This window comes from Actinoplanes aureus, from assembly GCF_015704865.1.
GTDB classification, from domain to species: Bacteria; Actinomycetota; Actinomycetes; order Mycobacteriales; family Micromonosporaceae; genus Actinoplanes; species Actinoplanes aureus.
Genome location: NZ_JADQTO010000009.1, coordinates 319,885 through 341,059 on the forward strand (window position 1 = coordinate 319,885; position 21,175 = coordinate 341,059).

General features: G+C 67.7%; 19 protein-coding genes, 1 tRNA gene and 3 pseudogenes. 12 read left to right on the forward strand and 11 right to left on the reverse strand.

Features of this window, described 5'->3' with window-relative positions:
• Positions 1-13: 13 nt before the first annotated feature.
• Complete coding sequence (locus tag I4J89_RS21390; RefSeq protein ID WP_196415771.1) at positions 14-196, reverse strand: hypothetical protein; 183 nt, start codon at positions 194-196, stop codon at positions 14-16.
• A gap of 294 nt (positions 197-490) precedes the next feature.
• On the opposite strand from I4J89_RS21390, the gene I4J89_RS21395 reads away from it, so the two are divergent.
• Entirely contained in the window at positions 491-1,774 is a 1,284-nt protein-coding gene (locus tag I4J89_RS21395) for an ROK family protein (protein ID WP_309238404.1), read from the forward strand.
• Here I4J89_RS21395 and I4J89_RS21400 read toward each other — a convergent pair.
• Positions 1,720-2,679, reverse strand: a complete 960-nt coding sequence (locus tag I4J89_RS21400) for an NAD(P)-dependent alcohol dehydrogenase (protein ID WP_196415772.1) — start codon at positions 2,677-2,679, stop codon at positions 1,720-1,722. The genes I4J89_RS21395 and I4J89_RS21400 overlap by 55 nt on opposite strands.
• A gap of 106 nt (positions 2,680-2,785) precedes the next feature.
• Here I4J89_RS21400 and I4J89_RS21405 point away from each other — a divergent pair, with 106 nt between their 5' ends.
• Both I4J89_RS21405 and I4J89_RS21410 read left to right on the forward strand, forming a co-directional pair.
• Positions 2,786-3,427 (forward strand): TetR/AcrR family transcriptional regulator C-terminal domain-containing protein, encoded by a 642-nt coding sequence (locus I4J89_RS21405; protein ID WP_196415773.1) that lies wholly within the window; start codon positions 2,786-2,788, stop codon positions 3,425-3,427.
• Between the two features lie 89 nt (positions 3,428-3,516).
• A tRNA-Leu gene (locus I4J89_RS21410) sits at positions 3,517-3,601 on the forward strand.
• A gap of 243 nt (positions 3,602-3,844) precedes the next feature.
• On the opposite strand, the gene I4J89_RS21415 is transcribed toward I4J89_RS21410, so the two are convergent.
• Entirely contained in the window at positions 3,845-4,909 is a 1,065-nt protein-coding gene (locus I4J89_RS21415) for a tyrosine-type recombinase/integrase (protein WP_196415774.1), read from the reverse strand.
• Positions 4,906-5,250 (reverse strand): AbrB/MazE/SpoVT family DNA-binding domain-containing protein, encoded by a 345-nt coding sequence (locus I4J89_RS21420; RefSeq protein ID WP_196415775.1) that lies wholly within the window; start codon positions 5,248-5,250, stop codon positions 4,906-4,908. Before I4J89_RS21420 ends, I4J89_RS21415 begins: the two co-directional genes overlap by 4 nt.
• Before the next feature lie 1,488 nt (positions 5,251-6,738).
• Between I4J89_RS21420 and I4J89_RS21425 the strand changes: the two genes are divergently transcribed.
• From I4J89_RS21425 to I4J89_RS49635, 8 genes and pseudogenes are all read left to right on the forward strand, one after another.
• The gene (locus I4J89_RS21425) at positions 6,739-7,080 is read left to right on the forward strand and encodes a histone-like nucleoid-structuring protein Lsr2 (RefSeq protein ID WP_196415812.1); all 342 of its coding nucleotides are present in this window, start codon (positions 6,739-6,741) and stop codon (positions 7,078-7,080) included.
• Between the two features lie 1,055 nt (positions 7,081-8,135).
• Entirely contained in the window at positions 8,136-8,324 is a 189-nt protein-coding gene (locus I4J89_RS21430) for a hypothetical protein (protein WP_196415776.1), read from the forward strand.
• Positions 8,325-8,721: 397 nt separating this feature from the next.
• Entirely contained in the window at positions 8,722-9,531 is an 810-nt protein-coding gene (locus I4J89_RS49615) for a DUF2813 domain-containing protein (RefSeq protein ID WP_230859312.1), read from the forward strand.
• On the forward strand, positions 9,522-10,118 hold the full coding sequence (locus tag I4J89_RS49620; RefSeq protein ID WP_230859313.1) for an ATP-dependent endonuclease: 597 nt from the start codon (positions 9,522-9,524) through the stop codon (positions 10,116-10,118). The genes I4J89_RS49615 and I4J89_RS49620 overlap by 10 nt, the downstream gene beginning before the upstream one ends.
• A 7-nt stretch (positions 10,119-10,125) precedes the next feature.
• Positions 10,126-11,205, forward strand: coding sequence for a UvrD-helicase domain-containing protein (locus I4J89_RS49625; protein ID WP_309238405.1), 1,080 nt, complete (start codon positions 10,126-10,128; stop codon positions 11,203-11,205).
• The gene (locus tag I4J89_RS49630; protein WP_230859314.1) at positions 11,192-11,839 is read left to right on the forward strand and encodes a 3'-5' exonuclease; all 648 of its coding nucleotides are present in this window, start codon (positions 11,192-11,194) and stop codon (positions 11,837-11,839) included. Before I4J89_RS49625 ends, I4J89_RS49630 begins: the two co-directional genes overlap by 14 nt.
• A 233-nt stretch (positions 11,840-12,072) precedes the next feature.
• Positions 12,073-12,471, forward strand: a pseudogene (locus tag I4J89_RS51975) (integrase); the annotation flags it as partial.
• 301 nt (positions 12,472-12,772) lie between these two features.
• A complete protein-coding gene (locus I4J89_RS49635; protein ID WP_230859315.1) occupies positions 12,773-13,183 on the forward strand; it encodes an integrase core domain-containing protein in 411 nt (136 codons plus the stop codon).
• 294 nt (positions 13,184-13,477) lie between these two features.
• Here I4J89_RS49635 and I4J89_RS21450 read toward each other — a convergent pair whose 3' ends face one another.
• The 6 genes and pseudogenes from I4J89_RS21450 to I4J89_RS21475 all read right to left on the reverse strand — a co-directional run.
• Positions 13,478-15,451: an APC family permease gene (locus I4J89_RS21450; protein ID WP_196415777.1), complete on the reverse strand. Its 1,974-nt coding sequence runs from the start codon at positions 15,449-15,451 to the stop codon at positions 13,478-13,480.
• A 143-nt stretch (positions 15,452-15,594) separates the two neighbouring features.
• Positions 15,595-16,524, reverse strand: coding sequence for a DUF389 domain-containing protein (locus tag I4J89_RS21455; protein WP_196415778.1), 930 nt, complete (start codon positions 16,522-16,524; stop codon positions 15,595-15,597).
• 190 nt (positions 16,525-16,714) lie between these two features.
• Complete coding sequence (locus I4J89_RS21460; RefSeq protein WP_196415779.1) at positions 16,715-17,392, reverse strand: response regulator; 678 nt, start codon at positions 17,390-17,392, stop codon at positions 16,715-16,717.
• The gene (locus I4J89_RS21465; RefSeq protein ID WP_196415780.1) at positions 17,389-19,869 is read right to left on the reverse strand and encodes a DUF4118 domain-containing protein; all 2,481 of its coding nucleotides are present in this window, start codon (positions 19,867-19,869) and stop codon (positions 17,389-17,391) included. The genes I4J89_RS21460 and I4J89_RS21465 overlap by 4 nt, the downstream gene beginning before the upstream one ends.
• A gap of 39 nt (positions 19,870-19,908) precedes the next feature.
• Positions 19,909-20,188: pseudogene (locus I4J89_RS21470) on the reverse strand (potassium-transporting ATPase subunit C); the annotation flags it as partial.
• A 147-nt stretch (positions 20,189-20,335) separates the two neighbouring features.
• Positions 20,336-20,740, reverse strand: a pseudogene (locus tag I4J89_RS21475) (transposase); the annotation flags it as partial.
• A 15-nt stretch (positions 20,741-20,755) separates the two neighbouring features.
• Between I4J89_RS21475 and I4J89_RS21480 the strand changes: the two are divergent.
• A complete protein-coding gene (locus tag I4J89_RS21480) occupies positions 20,756-20,902 on the forward strand; it encodes a hypothetical protein (protein ID WP_196415782.1) in 147 nt (48 codons plus the stop codon).
• 55 nt (positions 20,903-20,957) lie between these two features.
• Here I4J89_RS21480 and I4J89_RS21485 read toward each other — a convergent pair.
• On the reverse strand, positions 20,958-21,175 hold a 218-nt coding region (locus I4J89_RS21485), incomplete at its 5' end, for a hypothetical protein (protein WP_373688148.1).

The window sequence follows — 21,175 nt, forward strand, 5'->3', positions numbered from 1 at the left end:
CCGCGTCTATGGCCTAGTCGTCGTCGCCGTCGTCATCACCGTCGTCGTCATCGCCGTCGCCGCCCGGGCAGCCGGTGAGCGCCAGCAGCACACCAGCGGCACCGGCGAGCCCGACGGTCCGGCCGAAGAAGAGCCGCCGGCTCATCCCGACACCAGCCCGGACGTCGTCCTCTGAGGTGGTTCGCACATCCTCCATGACCGCATTCTTGCAGTGCCGGACCCGCCCGAACAGGGACTTGGTTCCTTCGTTCAAACCTAGGATCACCAACCCAACCTTCGGGGTACGCGTCACGCACAGTCCCGCCACGCCGCGCGAGCTGACAGCCACCCCGGGCCGCAGCGCGACCGCCGGGCCCCGGCAGGTGGTCGCGGCCACTTCTTCCTACTACCGGAAAATCCTTTCTCCAATCAGTACCGGATCGGCGGTGGAGCCATAGATTTCTAGCCGACACCGCGCCGGCTTTCGCTGACGGCCGGAGGAAGGAGCGCCGTGGCAAGCGAACGGATCAACGGCTTGGCGGCCGTCCTCAGTGCGGTGCGCGCCGGCACCGGAGTCACCCAGCCGATGCTCGTCGAGCAGGTCGGCCGCGGCCGCAGCGTGATCGCGCAGCGAGTGTCCGAGCTGGAGTCGGCCGGCCTCATCGAAAGCGCGGGGCTCGGGCCCTCCTCGGGCGGGCGAGCACCCCGGCGGCTGCGGCTGGCCGCCGAACGCGGGCTCGCGCTCGGGGTGGACATCGCGGCGACCGAACTGGTGGTCGGCGTCGCCGATCTCACCGGCACCGTGCTGGACACCCGCCAGCAGGCCATCGACGTCGCTGACGGCCCCGAGCCGGTGCTGTCGCTCGCCGAAAGACTCGCCGACGAGCTGGTCGGTACGCGTACCGCGCCAGTCTGGGCCATCGGGGTGGGCGTGCCCGGCCCGGTCGAGTTCCGCACCGGCCTGCCGGTCGTGCCGCCGATCATGCCCGGCTGGGACCGCTACCCGATCCGCGACCGCCTCGCCGCCCGCTTCCGCGCCCCGGTCTGGGTCGACAACGACGTCAACCTGATGGCCCTCGGCGAACTGCGCTCGGATCCGGACGCCGGCACCGCCGGGCACGTGCTCTACGTCCGCGCCGGCATCGGCATCGGCGCGGCCATCGTGATGGACGGCAAGCTCTACCGCGGCGCCAACGGCTCGGCCGGCGACATCGGACACGTCGCCATCCCGGAAGGCGGCAGCATCATCTGCCGCTGCGGGAACCTCGGCTGCCTGGAAGCCGTCGCCGGTGGCGCCGCCCTGGCCCGGGACGGCCGCATGCTCGCCGAGTCCCGGCAGAGCCCGGCCCTCGCCGCGGTCCTCGCGCAGGCCCGGGCTATCCGCCCGTACGACGTCGCCCAGGCCGCCGAGAAGGGCGACCGCGCGGCCCGGGCCCTGCTCCAGCGCACCTCGGCGCTGCTCGGCGGAACCCTGGCCACCCTGGTCAGCTTCTACAACCCGAACCTGCTGGTGCTCGGCGGCGGCATAGCCCGCGCCAAGGCGCGGGTGCTCGCCGCGATCCGCGAGGCCATCTACCGCCGGGCCCTGCCGCTGGCCACGCAGGACCTGCGGATCGAAGTGTCCACGCTGCCCGAGGAGGTCTCCGGGGTGACCGGGGCCGTACACCTGGCGCTGGACGAGGTCTTCTCCCCCGCCAACCTGGAATTGTGGCTGGAGGCCGGCTCACCCACCGCCCTAGATCATTCCGCGACCGTCACCACGACCTTGCCGGCCACCCGGCCCCGGTCGATCTGATCCATCGCCGCCACCGCCTCGGCCAGGGGATACACCCGGTCGATGACCGGACGCACCCGCTTCTCCACGACCAGGGCGGCCAGGGCGCTCAGATCGTCCCGGTTGAGCCGCGCGACCAGGCTGCTCGCCCGGCGGCCGGTCAGTTTCGCCGCCAGGATGCGGCGGGCCGGTCCGAGCCAATGCCCTCCCGTGCCGACCGACAGGCTCAGCAAACCACCGGGCGCGAGGGCTTTGCGCAGCACCGGAAGCGGATAGTTGCCGGCCAGATCGAGGATCGCGTCGAACCCCTCCCCCGGCGTCGCCTGCTTCTCGTAGTCGACCACCGCTTCCGCACCGATCGACTTCATCAGCTCGGCGTTGCGGCCCGCACAGGAGGCCGTGACATGGGCGCCCAGGTCGGCGGCGATCTCCACGGCGAACGTACCGACCCCGCCCGAGGCGCCGGTGATCAGGATCTTCTGCCCCGGCCGTACCCGGAGCGCGTCGCGTACCCCCTGAAGGGCCGTGGTGCCGCCCACCGGAAGCGCCGCAGCCTCGATGAAGGTCATGCCCGCCGGCTTGGGCGCCGCAAGGCGCGCCCGGACCCGTGCGAACTCGGCGATCGCGCCGGTGCCCTCGGCGAACACCTCGTCACCGACGCGCAGACCCTCGACGCCCGAGCCCACCGACTCGACGCGGCCGGCGAACGCCCGGCCGGTCACAAAATCCCGCCGCGGCCGGCGCAGCCCGCCGGCCGCGGCCCGGATCGCGAACGGATCGCCACGCAGCATCAGCCGATCCGCCGCGTTGAGACCGGCCGCGTGCACCCGGACCAGCACTTCACCAGAGCGGGGTACGGGCGTCCCGACGTCCCGCAGAGCGAGCCGGCCCGGCGTCCCGTACCCGAGTTGGACGAGCGCCTTCATCCTCAACCACCTTCCTGCTTACGCTGTAAGCTTACGACGTAAGCAAGAGTGCGGTACGGTCGCCTTGAACGCAAGTCCTACTTCCGTCACCCCCGGGGATCGATCGATGACAGCCACGCGCGAGCCGTTGAGCCGCGAACGCGTACTCAATGCCGCCCTGGCCCTGGCCGACGCCGGCGGCACCGACGCGCTCACCATGCGCCGCCTCGGCCAGGAACTGGGCGTCGAAGCGATGTCGCTGTACCGGCACGTGGCCAACAAGGACGCCGTGCTCGCCGGCATAGTCGACCAGGTGATCAGCGAAATCACCCTGCCGCCGCCGAGCGACGGCTGGAAGGCGGCGATGCGCTCCCGCGGTGTAGCCGCCCACCAGGCGCTGATCCGCCACCCATGGGCGCCCGCCCTGCTGATGTCGCGCACCAACACCGGTCCGGCCATGCTGCGCTACATCGACTACACCCTCGGGGTGCTGCGCGAAGCCGGCTTCTCCTGGCGGTTGACCGACTACGCGTGGAACACGATGGACAGCTACATCTACGGCTTCACGCTGCGCAAACTCAACTTCCCGATCGCCCAGCCCGACTACGCCGACGTGGCCTCCGCCCATGTGCACCTACTGGCCGGCGGCGGGTTCCCTTACATGGCCGAAATGACCCGTCATGTGATGGCCGGCAACCATCCCGGCGATCCAGACCTGACCTTCGGCCTGGACCTGATCCTCGACGGCTTGGAACGCCTCCGAGGCTGAGGCGCCGCAATATCATGTGGGTTCCGTGCCTGCTCACCACCCCCTGGGGTGGAGGGGGTGGAGGGGCTTGTTAAGTTCTTCGCCAGCAGGTCCGGGTGGCGGAATGGCAGACGCGCTAGCTTGAGGTGCTAGTGCCCTTTATCGGGCGTGGGGGTTCAAGTCCCCCCTCGGACACTTCCCAGTAGCACCCATGCATCACATGGGTGTTCATGGGCACATGATAGCCAGGCAGCGGCGACGGGCGGCGGGACGAAGCCTTCCGCGTAAGAAGCCTCTCACGGCATGGGCCGTTACATTTCCGCACGGTGGCCCCACCTCATCAGGTCGAACACCACGATGGTGATGGTCGTCACACTCGCCGGGCGACCCGCGTCTTCGGTAGGTCCCGCAGAGGGCAGCCGTCCTGACTTGCGGTGATCACGGCAGGGGCAGGCGCGTGTCGCGCAGTTCCTCGGCCGGTGCCAGGGGGTGCGATTCGCCGGTGAGGGCGGCGAGCGCGCGGGCGACTTCTTCCAGGGTGGCTTTGACGTAGGTGGCGGTTGTTCCGGCGTCGCTGCTGGGGTCGTGGTCTGCGTAGGCGCGGGCGACGGCGTAGCCGCAGTGGCGTTCGACCCAGGTCAGGGTGGTGTGCCGCAGCCAGTGCGCGGAGACGTGCCGGGTGGCGACCCAGGGCAGGTGCTCGCCGAGTCGTTTCCACAGGTAGTCGTAGCGGCGGCGGCCGACCGGCCGGCCGTTGCGGTAGCGCAGGAGCCGGCCTTGGGGGTCGTTGTCGCCGCGTTCGGCGTGGTGGTCGGCGAGGGCTGCTGCGAGGGTGGGTGAGATGGGCTGCCATCGGGAGGTGCGGCCCTTTTCGCGTAGCCACAGCAGGCACTGGCCGGTATCGAGGTCGCGGCGTCGCAGGGCGAGTGCTCCTCCGCGGCGGCACGCGGTTTCCAGGTGCAGGCGCAGCAGGAGTAGGTCGAGGTGAGGGTCGTCGCCGGTCTTGGCGGCGACCTTGATGATCTGCGCCAGGCTGTCGGGGTTGAGGGCTTGGCGGGTGGCTGCGGGCCTGCGTGGCTTTGGGACGCGGGCGGCGGGGTTGGCGGTTTCGCTGATCAGGCCGTCGGCGATGGCGTAGCGGTACAGGCAGCGCAGGGCGGCGATCATGTGCTCGGCGGCGGAGCCACCGCCGCGGGAATTGCTGCGGGTGACGGCTGCGGTGCGGGCTTGTTCGGCCAAGGTCTGGATCTCGAGGGCGGTGGGTTCGTTGATGCGGCGGCTTCCCCACTGGTGGCGCACGCGCTGCCAGTAGGTGCTGTACAGGGACCGGGTTCCAGGGGTTACCGCCGCGGCGACTTGTGGCACGTATTCGTCGAAGGTCGGGACGGGACGGCCAGGACCACGGGTTCCTGCCAGGAGTTGCTCCGGTGACAGGTCGAGCTGCTGCAGCAGGGCGTGTACGGCCTCGATCTTGGAGGTGGCGGGTTCCTCCGGTCGGCTCATGTGTCCGCGCCGGCGGACGGGGCGTGGGACCGCAGGAGTGCTGTGGCGAGCTGCGCCGGATAGATCCACAGTGTTGGGCCGTCAGCGACCAGCAGTAACTGGTCTCCTGCATCAATACGCGCCTGGCGCCGGATGGTGGCGGGCAGAACAAGATGCCCACTGCTGCCGACCGTTGCCTTAACGTGTTCGATCGGCTCGGCACGCGGCAACGTCTTGCCGGCCATGATGACGCCGGAGTCGGCGACGTGCAGTTCGACTACATGCCCGTGTTCCCACTGCAGTTCGCTGAACTGTCGGCGGCTGGCCAGACGGCCGTGCGCATCGACGCGCGTGACAGCCAAGCTGTTCTGCGCCCAAGGTAGGTCTTTCCGTAGTGACGGAGAACGCAGTTGCGGTTTTGCGGGTCTCTGCATCACCGTTGCCGCCGTCCTGGCCCGATTCACCGCGCAGTCGACGGTCCGCAGTGAGGCTGGCGAGGCACCGCTTTGCGATCCTGGCCTGGCACGGCGGTATTGCTGGCCCGGAGCGGTTTCGCCGTGGCCCCTTTTTGCGTCCTGACCTCTTTCACAGCTAATCCCATCGGGGCAGGGCTGCGGTAGTTGTCTGCGGTTGTCCGCTGGTCTCGGCGTACGGGTTCTGTTGCGACGATGCGAAGCCCGATACACCTGAGGTGCACAGCCTGGATTCCTCGCGCTCCGGATTCCAGGCAGGCCAGCGCCCTCGACGCCTCTGCTGCTCACGCTCGGTCACCGACTGAGCTCGGAGGCGCTCTGATCGGGGCAGAAGCTCACAGGTGATTGTGCGTCCGTGGCGCGACGCCGGGCGCCAGAAAGCGGATGGCGATCGTGTATAGCCATCGGCTGGCATCCCGGGCCGGACGCGATCCGGGCGGCGTGGCGATGAACAGCGCACTTGAGGCATCGGTGCCCCGCCTCGGTGACGAGGATTCGAGCGGCACGTCCCGGGCGGGTCGGATAAAGACGCAGATATGCCGCTCACGGGGCCGGCTCTATGGCGCGCGGGAGGCGGAGCAGGCTGCCCGTCTGATCGGGACCGGGCGTTCGAGCTGAGCGCGACCGGAGTGTGGTCGCCGCTGAAACGCAGCGTGGTCAACCTTCTCGCCCGACCCGGGCACCGCCCTGCTCACCGCCGTCAAGAGTGGGTTCAAACGCAGGCATTGCCGAATCCCCCGGATCGACGGCCACTGTTCTCCATGGTTGTCGTCCAAGTGGCGTTGACCACCGAAACAGGCTCAGCGGTATGGCCCGCGGCGGTCACTCTCATGGGCATGGCCGGGATCTGCGGTGCGCTCGTCTGGTCGCGGCGCCGCAACGCCGGCATCACAGGCCAGACCATTCGTCGAGCCCGATGGCTATGGAATAGGTGCTGGTACTGCCAGCGATGCGGGCACGTGTCGCTGCTGACCCCGGCAATTTCTCGAACCATCCCTGCAGGCGGATTGGCGACCTCCTTGGTTGACTTAGCAAACCGGCTCCAGTGGCAGTCCACCTCCTCTGCGTCACGGTGATCGAGGCCCCGAGGACCCCAGCTCTAGATGTGCCGAGCCTGCGGGCTGTACGGTTGCCCCATTAGGTGAAGGCCGTGGCCATACCTCTGACGGGCATGTTCGAACAGATCCGATACGAAGACAGGTATCGGCGTTCCGAAGCCAGTGCTGCTACGTCGCCGCTACGGATCGCAAAAGGTGCGATCCACCACCAGCGGACGGGACACGCAGCGATTCACCGGTGAGCGGCGAGAAAGGTTATAGTCGGGCGTTGGCCGCCCTCAACCGTACAACATTTCGGCGAAAACGGAGTATCACCCTCATGGCGAAGCAGATAGTCACCATTCTTACGGATGACCTCGACGGCAAGAAGGCAGACCGAACGGTCGAGTTCGGCCTGGACGGGGTCAACTACACGATCGACCTGTCCGAGACGAATGCAGGGAAGCTGCGGAAGGCGCTCGACCCGTTCATTTCAGCGGGCACCCGCCAAGGACGCAGCAACCCGCTGACCCGTCGAAGCCCGGGCCGGGGTACCGGCGCCGGCACATCGACTCGCGGAGAGAACCAGGCGATCCGCGAGTGGGCACGCAACAACGGCCACGAGCTGTCGGAACGCGGCCGCATCCCGGCTAAGGTCCTGGCGGCCTACAACAGCCGCTAAGGTCGCAATCGTTCGCGTTACGATGCCGCCTCCGGACCCGTACCCAGAAACGTCCGAGACGGCATCGTCAGGTATGACCCCGACTGTAAGAGCGGCCTCCCAGCGCGGGGGACGCGGTGCGCGGCGGCCAGGTGGAATAGGTCGACAGGCGCCACACTGCTACCCGGGCAGGGACGCGCGACCCCTTGACCCCCAGTCCCATAACGATTGGGTTAAGTAACATCAACTTGTGCCATTTCATATGCAGATCCGGACAGAACGACACCGCTGTGACGTCCGATTTCAACCAATCCCGGAGAAGTTGATCAAGGCTGTGACCAGGGATGTGACCACGCCCAATCAAGTGCGGCACCTGCCAGCCGATCCGGAACAATTGTCAATTCCCGCGAAAACGACGGCACCTTACCGCGGACGTGGGAGTATTCGGATTCTGCCCGGAATCGGGAATACGGAACGGCATCGAGGCGTCAGACTCGGTGACCACTTGACAGCTCATGAGAAGACCGTCTGTCCCCCACCAGCATTAAGCCCGGCTCTTCCTCATCGCGGGCGCCTGGTCCCAGAATAGCTCGCCATTCCGTTTCACGTTCATGTGTCGATGACCGGCCGCGACGGCGCGGACATGACCAGTTCGGCGATTAGGTCGCCCGCACCTTGCTGACATACGGGTAGACCAAACCCAGCAACCACCGGTAGTTGTAGCTGGTGTTCGGCTCCAGCTCCCGCGACAGCGGCCACCCCTCACAGACCACCTGCGTGGTGTCGCTCTGCCTCGGTCGGCCTGCCGGGGCATCGCGCTGCCGGCACAACCGGTCTTACACCCTTCCTCGCAGCGTTCTCCGTGACGGATCCGGACCAACGGGCCCGCATCCGGGCCCGTTGCTGTCGTGACCGAGCTCGGATAACGACGGCGTTCGCCTCGAGACGCAGGACGCGGCGAACATCCTGGAGCGTCGAGCGCCCTACGGCTGCGGCTCGATGAAAAGCGGTGCCTGGTGCCACGCCAAGTCGGGATCGACGTGAAGGTGGCGGCGCCAACCGAGAGATGACCAAAAGTGTTCCGCCTCCGCGGAGAAGGCAACAAGCCGTCGATCCGGATAGCGCCCACGGAGGAGTTCTATGACCGCGGTGCCGACCCCGCGGCCGCGATGGGCGCCGTGCCCTTCGATGTACTGGATTTCGAGAGCGATGGCCCCGAGGAATGGAACACCGGCATAGTCGACAGCTTTGAAGTCGTCGCCTAGCCTCAGCCGTGCTACCTCTTGCATGCCTTCCAGGGCTCGCACGAAGATGCTCCTGGAATGGGGAGGGACGGGACGGCCGTACCACCACTCCTGATTGAATCCGGCGCCTGCTTCGTCATGCGGGAACGGGGCCCAGAGGTGAGCGCCCGCTGGACGGCCGAGTTCAACGAGCACGAGGTCCATACGGTGATTCTGCCCCATGCGACCCGGATGGGAGCTGAGCAGATGGCGGTGCTGGAACTCGAACAACACCAAACGTCGCCGATCCGCCAACCTTCGAACTCATGGTGCTGGCGACGCGCAGCGTTAGGCTGCCTGCACTCGGGGACGCGACCGAACTCGACAGATGGGCGGCGCATACTGAGTGCTGGTGTGAAGACCTGATCTTGGAGGGTGGATGCTGGTCCGCCGGATAACGCTGAGCCACTTCCGCGGTGTGGCAGCGGGTACGGTGCGGCTGGACGGGAACGCGCTGCTCGTCGGTACGAACAGCGTCGGCAAGTCCACGGTCTGCGAGGCGTTGGATCTGGTTCTCGGCCCAGAGCGCATGTTCCGCCGTCCCGTAATCGATGAGTACGACTTCTACGGCGCGCAGTACCAGCCGCAGGACGGCAGCTCGCCCGAGGTGCGCATCGACGTGGTACTCACCGATCTCACGGCCGAGGCGGAAAGGCGATTTCGCAGCCACCTGCGCCGCTGGTCAGCGGCGCAGGGCGACTTCGCCGAGCCGGACGCTCCGACACCCCAAGAGGACGGAGACCAAACTGAGTGGTGCCTGCCGGTCGTGATCCTGGGACGGTTCAATCCGCCGGAGGACGATTTCGAGGGTGCGACCTTCTTCGCCCACCCCGAACTGGTTACCGACGACCTGACCGAGGAGTCCGCTGATCTGGGCGGTGGCCTAAAACCGTTCACCCGCGAGGACAAGCGGCTATGCCGCTTTCTCTACCTGCGGCCGAACCGCACGGGTAACCGCGCGTTAAGTTTCCAGCGAGGGTCGCTGCTGGACACGATCGTCCGGCTGGAGTCGGAATCAGCCGGCCAGCTGTGGGAGACAGCCCTGCGAGATCTTGCCGATGTGGTAATCGCCGGCGAAGAAACGGGCTTCTTCAAGGTCCGCACCGAGCTGCGCGGCCGGGTAGAAAGAAGTATCGCGAACACCACCGCCAATTCGCAGAGGCTGTTCTGGCCCGCGCTGTGCTGGTAGTGGAGGGCGCCACCGAGGTCGCTCTCTTCCAGGCCGCCGCGGACGTCCTCGACGCCGATCCCGCAGTCGATTACCTGCACCCTGACCTCGCCGGCGTTTCCCTGTTCAATGCCGGCGGTGATCATGCCGTACCGCTCTTCGCCCCAGTGTTCGCCGCGATGGGCAAGCCGGTGTTCGGCATCCACGATCAACCCACCAAGCCCCTCGACCCGGCCCTCAAACCCAAGAGCGACCAGTTCACTGACTACAAGGAAATCCCATACAGGGGAATCGAGACACTGCTAGTCGCGGAGACACCGATCGTTGTCCAGCGGCGCTTCGCCGCAGCCGTCGTCACCCGGTCCGACTATCCCGGTGGCGCGCCATTACTGCCGGAGGCGACCGAGGACGAGGTCCGCGCGCACGTTCGGCACCTCCTGCAAGCCAAGAAAGGCTCGTATGACGGGTACGCCGTGCTGCTGATCAACGAGTGCCGCAACGCCGCCGAGCTGCCCTCGTCGGTATCCGTCTTCCTCCAGACTATCGACGCCCACCTACTAGCGGCCTCGACATCTGAGGCGGAGCCCACAGCAGACCCAGAGAGCTGAGACGCTGGTGGAGCTCGACGAGACCCGCAAGGCAATCCTCGCCGCCTCCGGCCACCTGCTGATCCAGGGCGGACCCGGCTGCGGCAAAACCACCATCGCACTGATCAAGGCCAGTGAGGTCCTTGCCACGCTGGAGCCCGAACAGCGGGTCCTGTTTCTCAGCTTCTCCCGGGCCGCGGTACGCCAAATCTCAGACCGCATGCGCGGCACCCTCACACGGACCGTCCGCGACCGGCTCGAAGTCCGTACTTTCCACTCGTTCTTCCTAGAACTCGTCCGAGCCCACGGACCGCTGCTGAACGGCCGGCCCTCGTCTTTCATCGCTCCGGATCGGGAGCGGCAACTCAAGGCAGACTTCGCCGGTGACTGGGCGGTCGAAACAGAACGCCTCGCCCACGACGAAGGCCGCTACGTCTTCGACCGGCTCGCCGCGACCGCCGCCAACCTGCTGATCGCGATCGCCGCCGTGCGCATGCTCTACAGCGACACATACCCGCTGGTCATAGTCGATGAGTTCCAAGACACCAACAAAGATCAGTGGCACGCCGTGCGTGCCCTAAGCAACGCCTCGACGATCATCTGCCTGGCCGACCCTGACCAGCGAATCTACGAAGGCTTCGTGCCCGGCGTTGACGAGAAACGTATCGATCAGGCTATCGAGCAACTGGCGCCCAAGCCGTTCGACCTCTCCGGAGACAACCACCGCAGCCCCGGCGGTGGACTCCTCGACTACGCGAACGCCGTCCTGCGCAACGACCCCAGCCAGCCGAGCCCCCCCGAGCGTAAAGACCTGGTACTACCAATATCCGATCACCTGCGGACAAACCGCGCACACGGCCGTCGTCGCGGTCCGGGAGTTCCTGGAGCAGCAGCTCGGTCGTACGCCGACGATCGCGGTGCTCGCCTTCTCCAGCGCCCTCGTCGGCCGAATATCGGAGAAGATCTCGACCGATCAGCCCCATCCGACCACGGCGAACGTCGTGCTGCCGGCGATCGACCACGAGTTGAACTGGGATCCCGCCTTATCAGCGGCCGCCGGCTACGTCGTTGCGACGATCATGGAATGGCCCGGCTTGACCAAAGCTGAAGCCCTGGCAAGCACGCTGACCGCCATGGCCGACTTCTATCGAATAAAGCTGGCCGGCGGCACCAAAGGGGCACGCAACACCATCACCACCATCGAGAACGCAATCACCGCGATCCGCGACGGTAAACTCGTCCGCGCCAAGGCCGCGAAGGTGCTCCTCACCGGATTCGACTCGCCCCTGGAGCTCTCCGGCGATCCCGTCACCGACTGGCAGACCGCCCGCAAGCGGCTCCACGGCGCCAACGAGCTTGAGGAAATTTTCAACAAGGCGCGACTACTGCGGCTATTCAAGGCAACAAACCTACTCGCCTGGGCACTGGTCGACGTCTGGAATGGCCACGACGCCTACCCGGGCGCCGCGCTCGTGGTGCGACGGGTCCTCGCCAACGAGACGCGGGAGGCTGCCCAGGCCGAGCCCGTGCCGGTCAGCCTGATGAACATGCACAAGTCCAAGGGCAAGGAGTTCGACGCCGTCATCATCGCCGAGGGCCGCCACAACGCCCCTTTGCTCGACGCCTCCTGGGAACCGAGCCGCATACAAGCCGCTCGTCGGGTTCTGCGGGTCGCGATCACCCGAGCACGCTCGCTGGTGATCTTCGTGCGGCCGGCCGGTGCAACCGCACTGACGGGCTGACGGGCTGACGGGCGATCACATTATGGCGTCATCGCCACCAAGGCTTTCATCCCCTGGGCCGCGGAGTGCGGGCGCCTTCGTCGTGCGGTCGCGGCTCTGCTGGTGACGGTGTACCTGCCGAAATATACGTCTGCGCTGGTCAGTTACCACTTCGGTCACCGATCCGACGTTGGCCCTTCGGCCCGCGTCCTCTTTGTCCATCGTCGTTGGTGATTGCGCGATGATGCCGTGTCATGTTGCTGCGACTGGCCTACCTGGGCATCACCAACGCGTTCGCGCTGCTGCGGCTACTACCAGGCGCCGACCGGGACAAGGACGCGGAGATCCTCGCGTTGCGCCACCAACTCGCGGTACTGCACCGTCAACTCGGCGGACAGCGGATCCGGTTCAACTCAGCCGATCGGGCATGGCTGGCCGCGCTGCTGCACCAACTCCCCCGACCCACCCTGCACCGTCTACGGCTGCTGGTGCGGCCCGACACGATCCTTCGGTGGCACCGCGACCTGCTCGCGCGCCGCCACGCAGCAGCGTCGCGTCCCCGACGACGAGGCCGGCCACGTACCATCCGTTCGGTCCGTGCCTTGGTGCTGCGCTTGGTCCGGGAGAACCCGTCCTGGGGCTACCGGCGGATACACGGGGAACTGCTCACCCTCGGGGTCAAGGTCGCCGCGTCCACGGTCTGGGAGATCCTGCGCGAGGCGGGGATCGATCCGGCCCCAGACCGGGCCGCCACCACCTGGGCGCAGTTCCTGCGCTCGCAGGCCGAGGCACTGCTGGCCGCAGACTTCATCGAGACGGTCACGCTGACCGGCACGAGGCTTTACGTCCTGGCGGTCATCGAACACGGCAGCCGCCGCGTCCGGGGTCCTCGGCGCAACCGCGCATCCGAGCACCGCGTGGGTCACCCAGACCGCCCGCAACCTGGTGATGGACATGGAGGACGCGGGATGCCGGGTGAAGTACCTGATCCGCGACCGGGACGGCAAATACCCGGCCTTGTTCGACGCGGTTCTCGCGGACGCCGGCATCCACGTTGTGCTCAGCGGGGTACAGATGCCCCGGATGAGCGCCGTGATGGAACGCTGGGTGCGGACCTGCCGACGCGAACTGCTCGACCGAACTTTAATCTTCAACCAGCGATACCTGCTGCATGCGCTGCGCGAGTACGAGCTCTTCTACAACACCCACCGACCGCACCAGGGCATCGCCAACGCCCGGCCACTGGCCCCGCTCCCCGAACCGGTGCTCCGACAAATCCACGTCGGTGCGTCGTTCAGTGCACGGATGAACAGGGGCGCCGTGGCCCAGCGGCTGGAGCTGCGTACGGACCGGGCAGGCGAATGAGGCGGCCTATGCCTCTAACCAGCTGGGTACTCGGTCAGCGGCGGCTGATTGTCACAGCGACTGTCGCAGGCTTAGCCTCACGAATCCGGACCCTCCCGCCCTCGGTGGAGCGACTTGGGCGCGGTCAGCGGCCACCAGACGAGGAGTGCCACCCCGGCAACCGTCGCGAGGAAGACGGCCGCCACCGACAGCAATCCCAGTAGTAGTTGAACCGCGATCGAATCCACGTCCCGAGGTCCTCCCTTGGCTGTCGTTCTGCGATGTCGATCAGGGCTGCGGCAGGTCTAGGAAAGGTCAGCCGACGTGGATGCCGGGGCGGTGGTCGGGATCTGGTTCGTGTTTGCGGATGATTTCGCGGACGACGGGTGCGGTATCGCCGCGGCCGAGCAGGAAGTACCGGAACATGTGGACCAGGGGGCTGCCTTCGGCCCAGGCGAAGTAGCAGTGCGGGCGTACCTCGGTGGTCTCGTTCAGCGCGAGCAGGACCGCGGCGATGGCGTTGGGCCCGGCTGGGGCGTTGGCCCGCAGGATGCGGTGGCCGTCGACTTCGACGCCGCGCACGTGCAGGGTTTCGCTGAACTCCGACGGATCGATGACGTCGATCTCCAGAAACAGCACGTCGGCGGTGCCGGGAACGGGGTTGTGGCCGCGTTGTTCGCGTTCCTTGTCGGCGTACTCGGCGGCGTCGCCGGCCTGTCGGCGGTTGGCGATGATGTTCAGCGCACCGTCGAAGGCCAGAGAATTTGTGATCAACCGGCGGGCGGCCGGGTCGAACTCGATACGGTCGGCGCGTAGTTCGGTGGTGCGCGATACGCGGGAGATCAGTGACACGGTGATGATGCCGGCGATGAACATGCCGGAGATGGCGATGCCGTCCGGTTTGTCGATCACGTTCTTGGCCAGCGCGTACAGCAGGACGGCGGTGAGCGCGGCGAAACCGGCCGAGGCCAGGTACTGCTTGCGACGTATGACGGTGACGGTGACGGCGAAGGCACCGGAGACCATCATGGCCAGGATGCCGGTGGCGTAGGCCCCGGCCTGAGCGTTGACGTCGGCGTCGAAGGCGATGGTGATGACCACGCAGAGGGCGGTGTAGACGAGCACGACCGGGCGCACCGCGCGGCCCCATTCAGGCGCCATGCCGTAGCCGGGCAGGTAGCGAGGCACGATATTGACCAGCCCGGCCATCGCGGAGGCACCGGCGAACCACAGGATGAGGATGGTGCTGATGTCGTAGGCGGTGCCGAAGGTGTCGCCCATGTGCTCGTGAGCGAGCCAGGCGAGGGCGCGGCCGTTGGCCTGCCCGCCGGGCTGGAACTCGCCGGCCGGGATCAGCACGGTAGTGACGAAGCTCGCCGACAGTAGATAGACGCTCATGATCACGGCCGCGGCGGTGAGCAGTTTGCGGGTGTTGTGGATTCGCGAGTTCAGCCGTTGCGGCTCGTCGCCGCCGTCGACGGCGACCAACGGCATCATGCTGACGCCGGTCTCGAAGCCGGACAGCCCCAGCACCAACAACGGGAACGCCAGCAGAGCAGGGCCTGCCAAGCCGGTGATCCCGCCGCCCTCGGTGAGCGCAGTGGTCCAGGCGGAGAACGCACCGCCGGTGGTGAACACCTCGACTAGCCCGACAACAATGATCACCGTGTTGAGGGCGAGGAATGCTGCGACCAGCGGAATCGCCACCGTCACGGCTTCGCTGAAGCCGAGCAGAAAGACGCCACCGAGCAGCAGCAGTAGGGTCACGGTGATCGCGACTTCGTGGCCGTGCAGCACGCTGGGGAAGAACGGGTTCTCGACGATGTGCACGCTGGCGTCGGCCGCGGACAGGGTGATGGTGATGATCCAGGAGGTGGCGACGAAGCCGAGCAGCACCAGGACGAACAGTTTGCCGCGCCAGAACGGCAGAAGTTTCTCGAGCATGGCGACCGAGCCGGCGCCGTGCGGACTTTCCTTGGCCACCCGCCGGTACATCGGCAGCATGCCGAGCAGCGTCAGGGCGACGATCAGCAGGGTGGCGAGCGGTGACACGGCACCGGCGGCCAGGGCGGCGATCGCCGGTACGTAGGCCAGGCTGGAGAAGTAGTCGACGCCGGTCAGGCACATGACCTTCCACCAGGCGTGCGGCTTGGCGTGACTTTCGCCGGCCGCCGGCCCGCTGGGCTGGACCTGGTGGCGCAGCAACCAGCGGGACAGTCCGCCGGTGGCCGGTTGTCGGCGTGCTGGGGTGTCCACCACTGCCGGTACCGCGAACTCGTCGATCTCCATCGCTTCCTTCTCGCCAAGCCCACCAGGGCGTGAAATACGGTGGCCGCCGCGGCGATGACGCCCGGGCCTTGGATGTCCTCAGCTGCGGGCCGCTGCGGCAACAGCACGAAACGGCCGGGAAAGAAGACGTCGGGGTAGCACGTTCAGGGGCCTCGACGCGAGCGCTTGCCAGCCACCTGTTGCACCAGCAAGGTGAGAACCCCGGCGGTCACGATCGCCGCCACGTTGATGATCAACTGCAGGGCCGAACCGTACGCCTCGTCGCGAACGCCATAGGCGAGCGCGACGGCGGCGTTGGCCGCTGCCGGGATGGTGGTCACCGAGATCAGGACACCGACCAGTGTCCCGGCCTTCGCCGAGGTCAGCGACAGCATGCCGGCGACGCCGCCGAGGAATCCGATCACCCAGGACAGGGCGTCGGGGCGCCAGATGAAGTCCGTCAGCGGCCGCTGGGCCAGCAGCATCGACTTGTCGACCAGGCCGGCGGCGGTGAGCAGCCACACCGCCGCAACGGTGATGAGCATGGCCACCGTGAAGCCGGCGCCCAGCGCGAGCAGCGAGCGGCGCACCAGCGCCGACCGGCGCTGGACCAGGCCGACACAGAGAGCGGCGAGCGGCCCGAACTCGGGGCCGACGACCATGGAGCCGACGATGAGGATCGGCTGGTCCAGCAACACTCCCACGGCCGCGATGATCATCGCGATGGTCATGAACGCGAGAAGCGAGGCCGACAGCTCGGTTTCCTCGCCGGTCTGTTGTTCGATCTCGTGCCACACCACCGCGTCCACGCCCAGCCCGGGAGTGCGTCGGGCGGCACGCTGGGCCGACGCGGACAACGCCGCGTCGACGCGCTCGACGACGATCGCGCCGTCGTGTTCCAGCCCGAAGTCGCGCAGGCGGTCCAGGATCGTGCTGGCGCCTTCGCGGACGACGTCGAACTCCACCACATCACCCTCGGGGGAGCGGGCGGCGCCAGGCAGCACGACGAGATGGGTGACCGCTTCGTCGGCCGCCAGTGAGCTCTGCACCTGCTCGGTGGTCTGCTTCGGCGCGATCACTCGCACATGCAGCACGTAGACCCCTCGCAGCTACCGTCAAAGCAAAGTCCGCCGATGCCACCCGCGCGATGACATCGCCGGCGGAGCCTCATATGAGCCCACCGGCAACCGCCGACGTTAGGGCGGCCACGGACCCCGGGGCACCAAGCCGAGGCGTTCTTTCACACTTTATTAACGCGGGCAGCGAGGCGGAGACGGCACACGATCAGGGTTTGAATCGGTAACCCATGCCGGGCTCGGTGAGCAGGTGTTGGGGATGAGCGGGATCGATCTCGAGTTTGCGGCGCAGTCTTGCCATGTACTGGCGCAGGTAGTGGGCCTCGGTGAGGTATTGCGGTCCCCAGACGTCGTGCAGCAGCGCCCGGTGGCCGATCAGCTTGCCGGGGTGGCGCAGCAGGTACTCCAGCAGCCGCCACTCGGTGGGACTTAGCCGGATCTCGGTGTCGCCGCCGGTGATGGTGCGGGTGGCGAGGTCGATGGCGTACCGGCCGATCGTGACGGCGGAACCGTTGTCGGCCGCCTGCTGGCCGCGGCGGGTGATCGCGCGGATACGAGCGAGTAGCTCGTCGACGCCGAACGGCTTGGTGACGTAGTCATCGGCGCCGGCGTCCAGGGCGTCGACCTTGTCCTTACTGCCGGCGCGGCCGGACAGCACGACGATCGGGACATTGGTCCAGCCGCGCAGCCCGCGAATGACGTCGCCGCCGTCCATGTCGGGCAGGCCCAGATCCAGCACGACCAGGTCAGGGTGCTCGCGCGCAGCCAGATGCAACGCGGAGGCGCCGTCGGGTGTGGTGCCGACGTCATAGCCGCGGGCCCGCAAGTTGATACGCAGCGCCCGGACCAGCTGGGGGTCGTCGTCGACGATCAGGATGCGGGTCACGTACTGCTCCCGGTGGGCAGGGTGAGGATCATAGTCAGGCCTCCTCCGGGTGTGTGGTCGGGGACGAGTGTGCCGCCCATGGCCTCGGTCAGACCCCGGGCCAGCGCGAGGCCGAGGCCGACGCCGGTGTGGTTGTCGCGATCACCGAGGCGCTGGAACGGCAGGAACACGTCGTTCCAGCGGTCCTCGGCGATGCCGGGTCCATGGTCGATGATGCGCAGTTCGATGCTGGCGCCGAGGACGCTGGCGGTGACGACGGGTGCCTTGCCGGCGGGGCTGTAGCGCAGCGCGTTGGTGATCAGGTTGACCAGGATCCGTTCCAGCAGGCCGGGGTCGGCGTGTACCAGGGGCAGGTCGTCGGGGATGTGCACGGCGACGCTGCGAGCTTGTGGCCCGATGTCGTCGAGTGCGCGCGGTACGACGTCCTCGGCGCCGACGTCGACGGCGTTGACACCGAGCGCGCCGGCCTGCAGCCGGCTCATGTCGAGCAGGTTGGTGACCAGAGCGGTGAGCCGATCCAGGGACTCATCGGCGGTGGCGAGCAGCTCGGCCCGGTCGTCGTCGTCGAAGACGACTTCTTCGCTGCGCAGCCCTGCCACGGCGGCTTTGGCCGAGGCCAGTGGGGTGCGCAGGTCGTGGCTGACCGCGGCCAGCAGCGCGGTGCGCATCCGGTCGGCTTCGGCTAAGGGTTTGGCGGCGGCGGCTTCGGCGGCGAGCCGTTCCTGGCGAAGCGCGAGAGTGGCCTGTGCCGCAAAGGCCTCGACGATGCGCCGATCGGAGGCTTCAAGTCGGTGGCCGTGCAGCAACATGGTCACCGTGTCGTCCACCTTGACCTCGACGTCGGCGTCCCGGGCGGCGGGCTGCGCCTGGCCCACGTGGGCGACGGCGACACCCTGGTCGAGCAGGGTGACCGAGGCGAGGGTGAAGGTCTCCCGCAGTCGTTCCAGCAGGGCTGTCAGGGGGCGTTGACCGCGTAGCACGCTGCCGGCGACAGTGGCCAGGGTTTGGGCGTCGGCGCTGGCTTGGGCGGCCTGGCGGGTGGTGCGTGCGGCGGTGTCGACGACCCAGCTCACCGCGATGGCGATGACGACGAAGATGGCCAGGGCGAGCAGGTGGCCGCCTTCGGCAATGGTGAAGCGGCCGAACGGCGGGGTGAAGAACCAGTTCAGCAGGAGTGAGCCGGTAATGGCGGCGAGTAGCGCCGGCCACAGTCCGCCAATCAGCGAGACCCCGATGACGGCGGCGAGAAACAGCAGGATGTCGTTGGTGAGCGACAACGCCGGGATGGATTTCAGCACAGCGGTCAACGCCGGCAGGCCGGCGGCCACTGCGGCGAAGCCGGCGATCCGGCGGCGGCGGGACAACGCTGTGGGCTCGCGGCGGCCGCGGCGTCCTTGCGCGGCGCGTTCGTGGGTGACCAGGTGTACGTCGATGGAGCCGGACAGGGCGGTGGTGGTGACGCCGACGCCGGCGGAGAACAGTTGGGCGAGTTTGCCGCGACTGGAGACGCCGAGCACGATCTGGGTGGCGTTGACCGCGCGGGCGAAGTCCAGCAAGGCGCGCGGGATGTCGGAGCCGATCACCTGGTGGTAGCTGCCGCCGAGGCTCTCCACCAGCACTTGCTGATGGGCTAGCGCGGCAGGGTCGGCACCGGCGAGGCCGTCGTTGCGGCTGACGTGGACGGCGAGCAGGTCGGCGCCCCTGGTACGGGCGGCGATGCGGGCGGCCCGCCGGATCAAGGTGTCGCCTTCCGGGCCGCCGGTCAGCGCGACCACGATGCGTTCCCGGGTCTCCCAGGTGGCGTTGATGTGATGGTCGGTGCGGTACTGGTCGAGCTGCTCGTCGACCTTGTCGGCGAGCCAGAGCAGGGCGAGTTCGCGCAAGGCGGTGAGGTTGCCGGCGCGGAAGTAGTTGCCCAGGGCGGCGTCGATCTTCTCCGCGGCGTAGATGTTGCCGTGCGCCATCCGGCGGCGCAGCGTCTCCGGGGTCATGTCGACCAACTCGACCTGTCCGGCGGCGCGGACCACCGCATCGGGAACGGTTTCGCGTTGCTCGACGCCGGTGATCTGGGCGACGACGTCGTTGAGTGATTCCAGGTGCTGAATGTTGACGGTGGTCAGCACACTGATACCGGCGTCGAGCAGCTCGGCCACGTCCTGCCAGCGTTTGGTGTTGCGGCTGCCGGGGGCGTTGGTGTGCGCGAGTTCGTCGACGACGGCGACCTGCGGCCGGCGGGCCAGCACGGAGTCGAGGTCCATCTCAGTAAGTTCAGTGCCCCGGTATTCGATGGCAGCTCGCGGCACGACCTCGAGGTCGCCGAGCATGGCCGAGGTGTCTTTACGGCCGTGCGTCTCAACGACGGCGACGACGACGTCGGTGCCGCGCTCAGCGCGACGACCGGCCTCCTCGAGCATGGCGTAAGTTTTACCGACGCCGGGGGCGGCGCCGAGGTAGATCCGCAGTTCTCCGCGGGCCATGTCCGGCGCCGCCTTCCTTCGGGCTATGTGGCTGTCGGGCTATTTGTAGTCGAGGGCAAGGTTGTGTTTCAGAGGTTGACGCCGGTTTCACCGACTAACCCGAGCGACCGACCTGTGGTGTACTCCGCGATCAAGACTCGCACCCGCGCCGGCTGAGACCACGCTCCCGGGCGATTACCGGAACCTGCAACTTGGCGTAGGCGGGGCTGATGTGCGGGTCGAGGCCGCTACCGCTCGCGGTGACCGCATCAGCCAACACTGCGGGCTTCCCGGGGGCATCGCCGCGGACCGCGGCGATGACGCCCCCGAGCACCCGGTAGGCCGCGCAACGTCCGGTGGTGCCGGGATCAATCCACCCTGCCGTGCGAGCGATGTACACGAGCGCTCCGGCCCACGAGGGTGAGGAAGTCGGCTACATCGTCGCCGGGACGGTACGGATTGAACCGCCCCGGGTTCTGTGGAGACTTCAGTTGTTGACTCCAACCGCCTCGCGGGGCTGGTGTTGAGCGTAGAACGTTGCTTCGTACTCGTCCGGCGGGACGTAGCCGATCGCGGAGTGCAGCCGGCTGGTGTTGTACCAGTCGACCCATTCCTCGGTAGCCAGTTCGACCTGGGCGAGGCTGCGCCACGGCCCGTCCCGCTTGATGATCTCGGTCTTGTAGAGGCCGATCGTCGATTCCATCAGCGCGTTGTCCAGGGCGTCGCCCACGGTGCCGATCGAGGCGTCGATGCCGGCTTCGATGAGGTGGGCGGTGAACGTGAACGAGGTGTACTGCGAGCCGGCGTCGCAGTGGTGCACCAGCCCGGCGGTGACCGGGGTGCCGTGCCGGTCGCGGCGCCACAGGCTCATGTCGAGGGCGGTCCGTACCAGGCCGGGTTCAGCCGCATGCACAAGAAAATCTACGAGCTCATCGGCATCGCGCCGGAGGCGATCAGCATCCAGCACTTCCTCGCCGCCGACGTCGCCCAGTTCACGGCCACCGAGACGGCGCCCGAGTCGCCCGCCGCGTTGACCGCCGCAGCGACGGCCTAGCCCGATGAATCCCGCCCGTCCCGCGCCACGGGCAGCGCGCGGGACGGGCACCCGTTCAGGAGGCGCGACTGGCCACCGGCTCCCCCGCGGGCAGCGCCACCGCAGCGGCAGTGACCCGACGGCCAGCGAGCGCCGCGACCCCGGCGGCGGCGATCAGCAGCACCCCGGCGCCGGCGAACGCGGTGGCCGGGGCGGCGTCGACGGCCAGCGGCAAGGTGAGCATGCCGAGCGTGCCGGCCGTACGGATCACGGTCTGATCGACGGTGATCAGCC

Bases quoted from the DNA above. Each gene is read 5' to 3' on its own strand.
- I4J89_RS49615 (WP_230859312.1), top strand. From the start codon at position 8,722: ATGCTGGTCCGCCGGATAACGCTGAGCCACTTCCGCGGTGTGGCAGCG.
- I4J89_RS21480 (WP_196415782.1), top strand. From the start codon at position 20,756: ATGCACAAGAAAATCTACGAGCTCATCGGCATCGCGCCGGAGGCGATC.
- I4J89_RS21415 (WP_196415774.1), bottom strand. From the start codon at position 4,909: ATGAGCCGACCGGAGGAACCCGCCACCTCCAAGATCGAGGCCGTACAC.
- I4J89_RS21405 (WP_196415773.1), top strand. From the start codon at position 2,786: ATGACAGCCACGCGCGAGCCGTTGAGCCGCGAACGCGTACTCAATGCC.
- I4J89_RS21425 (WP_196415812.1), top strand. From the start codon at position 6,739: ATGGCGAAGCAGATAGTCACCATTCTTACGGATGACCTCGACGGCAAG.
- I4J89_RS21465 (WP_196415780.1), bottom strand. From the start codon at position 19,869: ATGGCCCGCGGAGAACTGCGGATCTACCTCGGCGCCGCCCCCGGCGTC.
- I4J89_RS21390 (WP_196415771.1), bottom strand. From the start codon at position 196: ATGGAGGATGTGCGAACCACCTCAGAGGACGACGTCCGGGCTGGTGTC.
- I4J89_RS21450 (WP_196415777.1), bottom strand. From the start codon at position 15,451: ATGGAGATCGACGAGTTCGCGGTACCGGCAGTGGTGGACACCCCAGCA.
- I4J89_RS49635 (WP_230859315.1), top strand. From the start codon at position 12,773: ATGGAGGACGCGGGATGCCGGGTGAAGTACCTGATCCGCGACCGGGAC.
- I4J89_RS21400 (WP_196415772.1), bottom strand. From the start codon at position 2,679: ATGAAGGCGCTCGTCCAACTCGGGTACGGGACGCCGGGCCGGCTCGCT.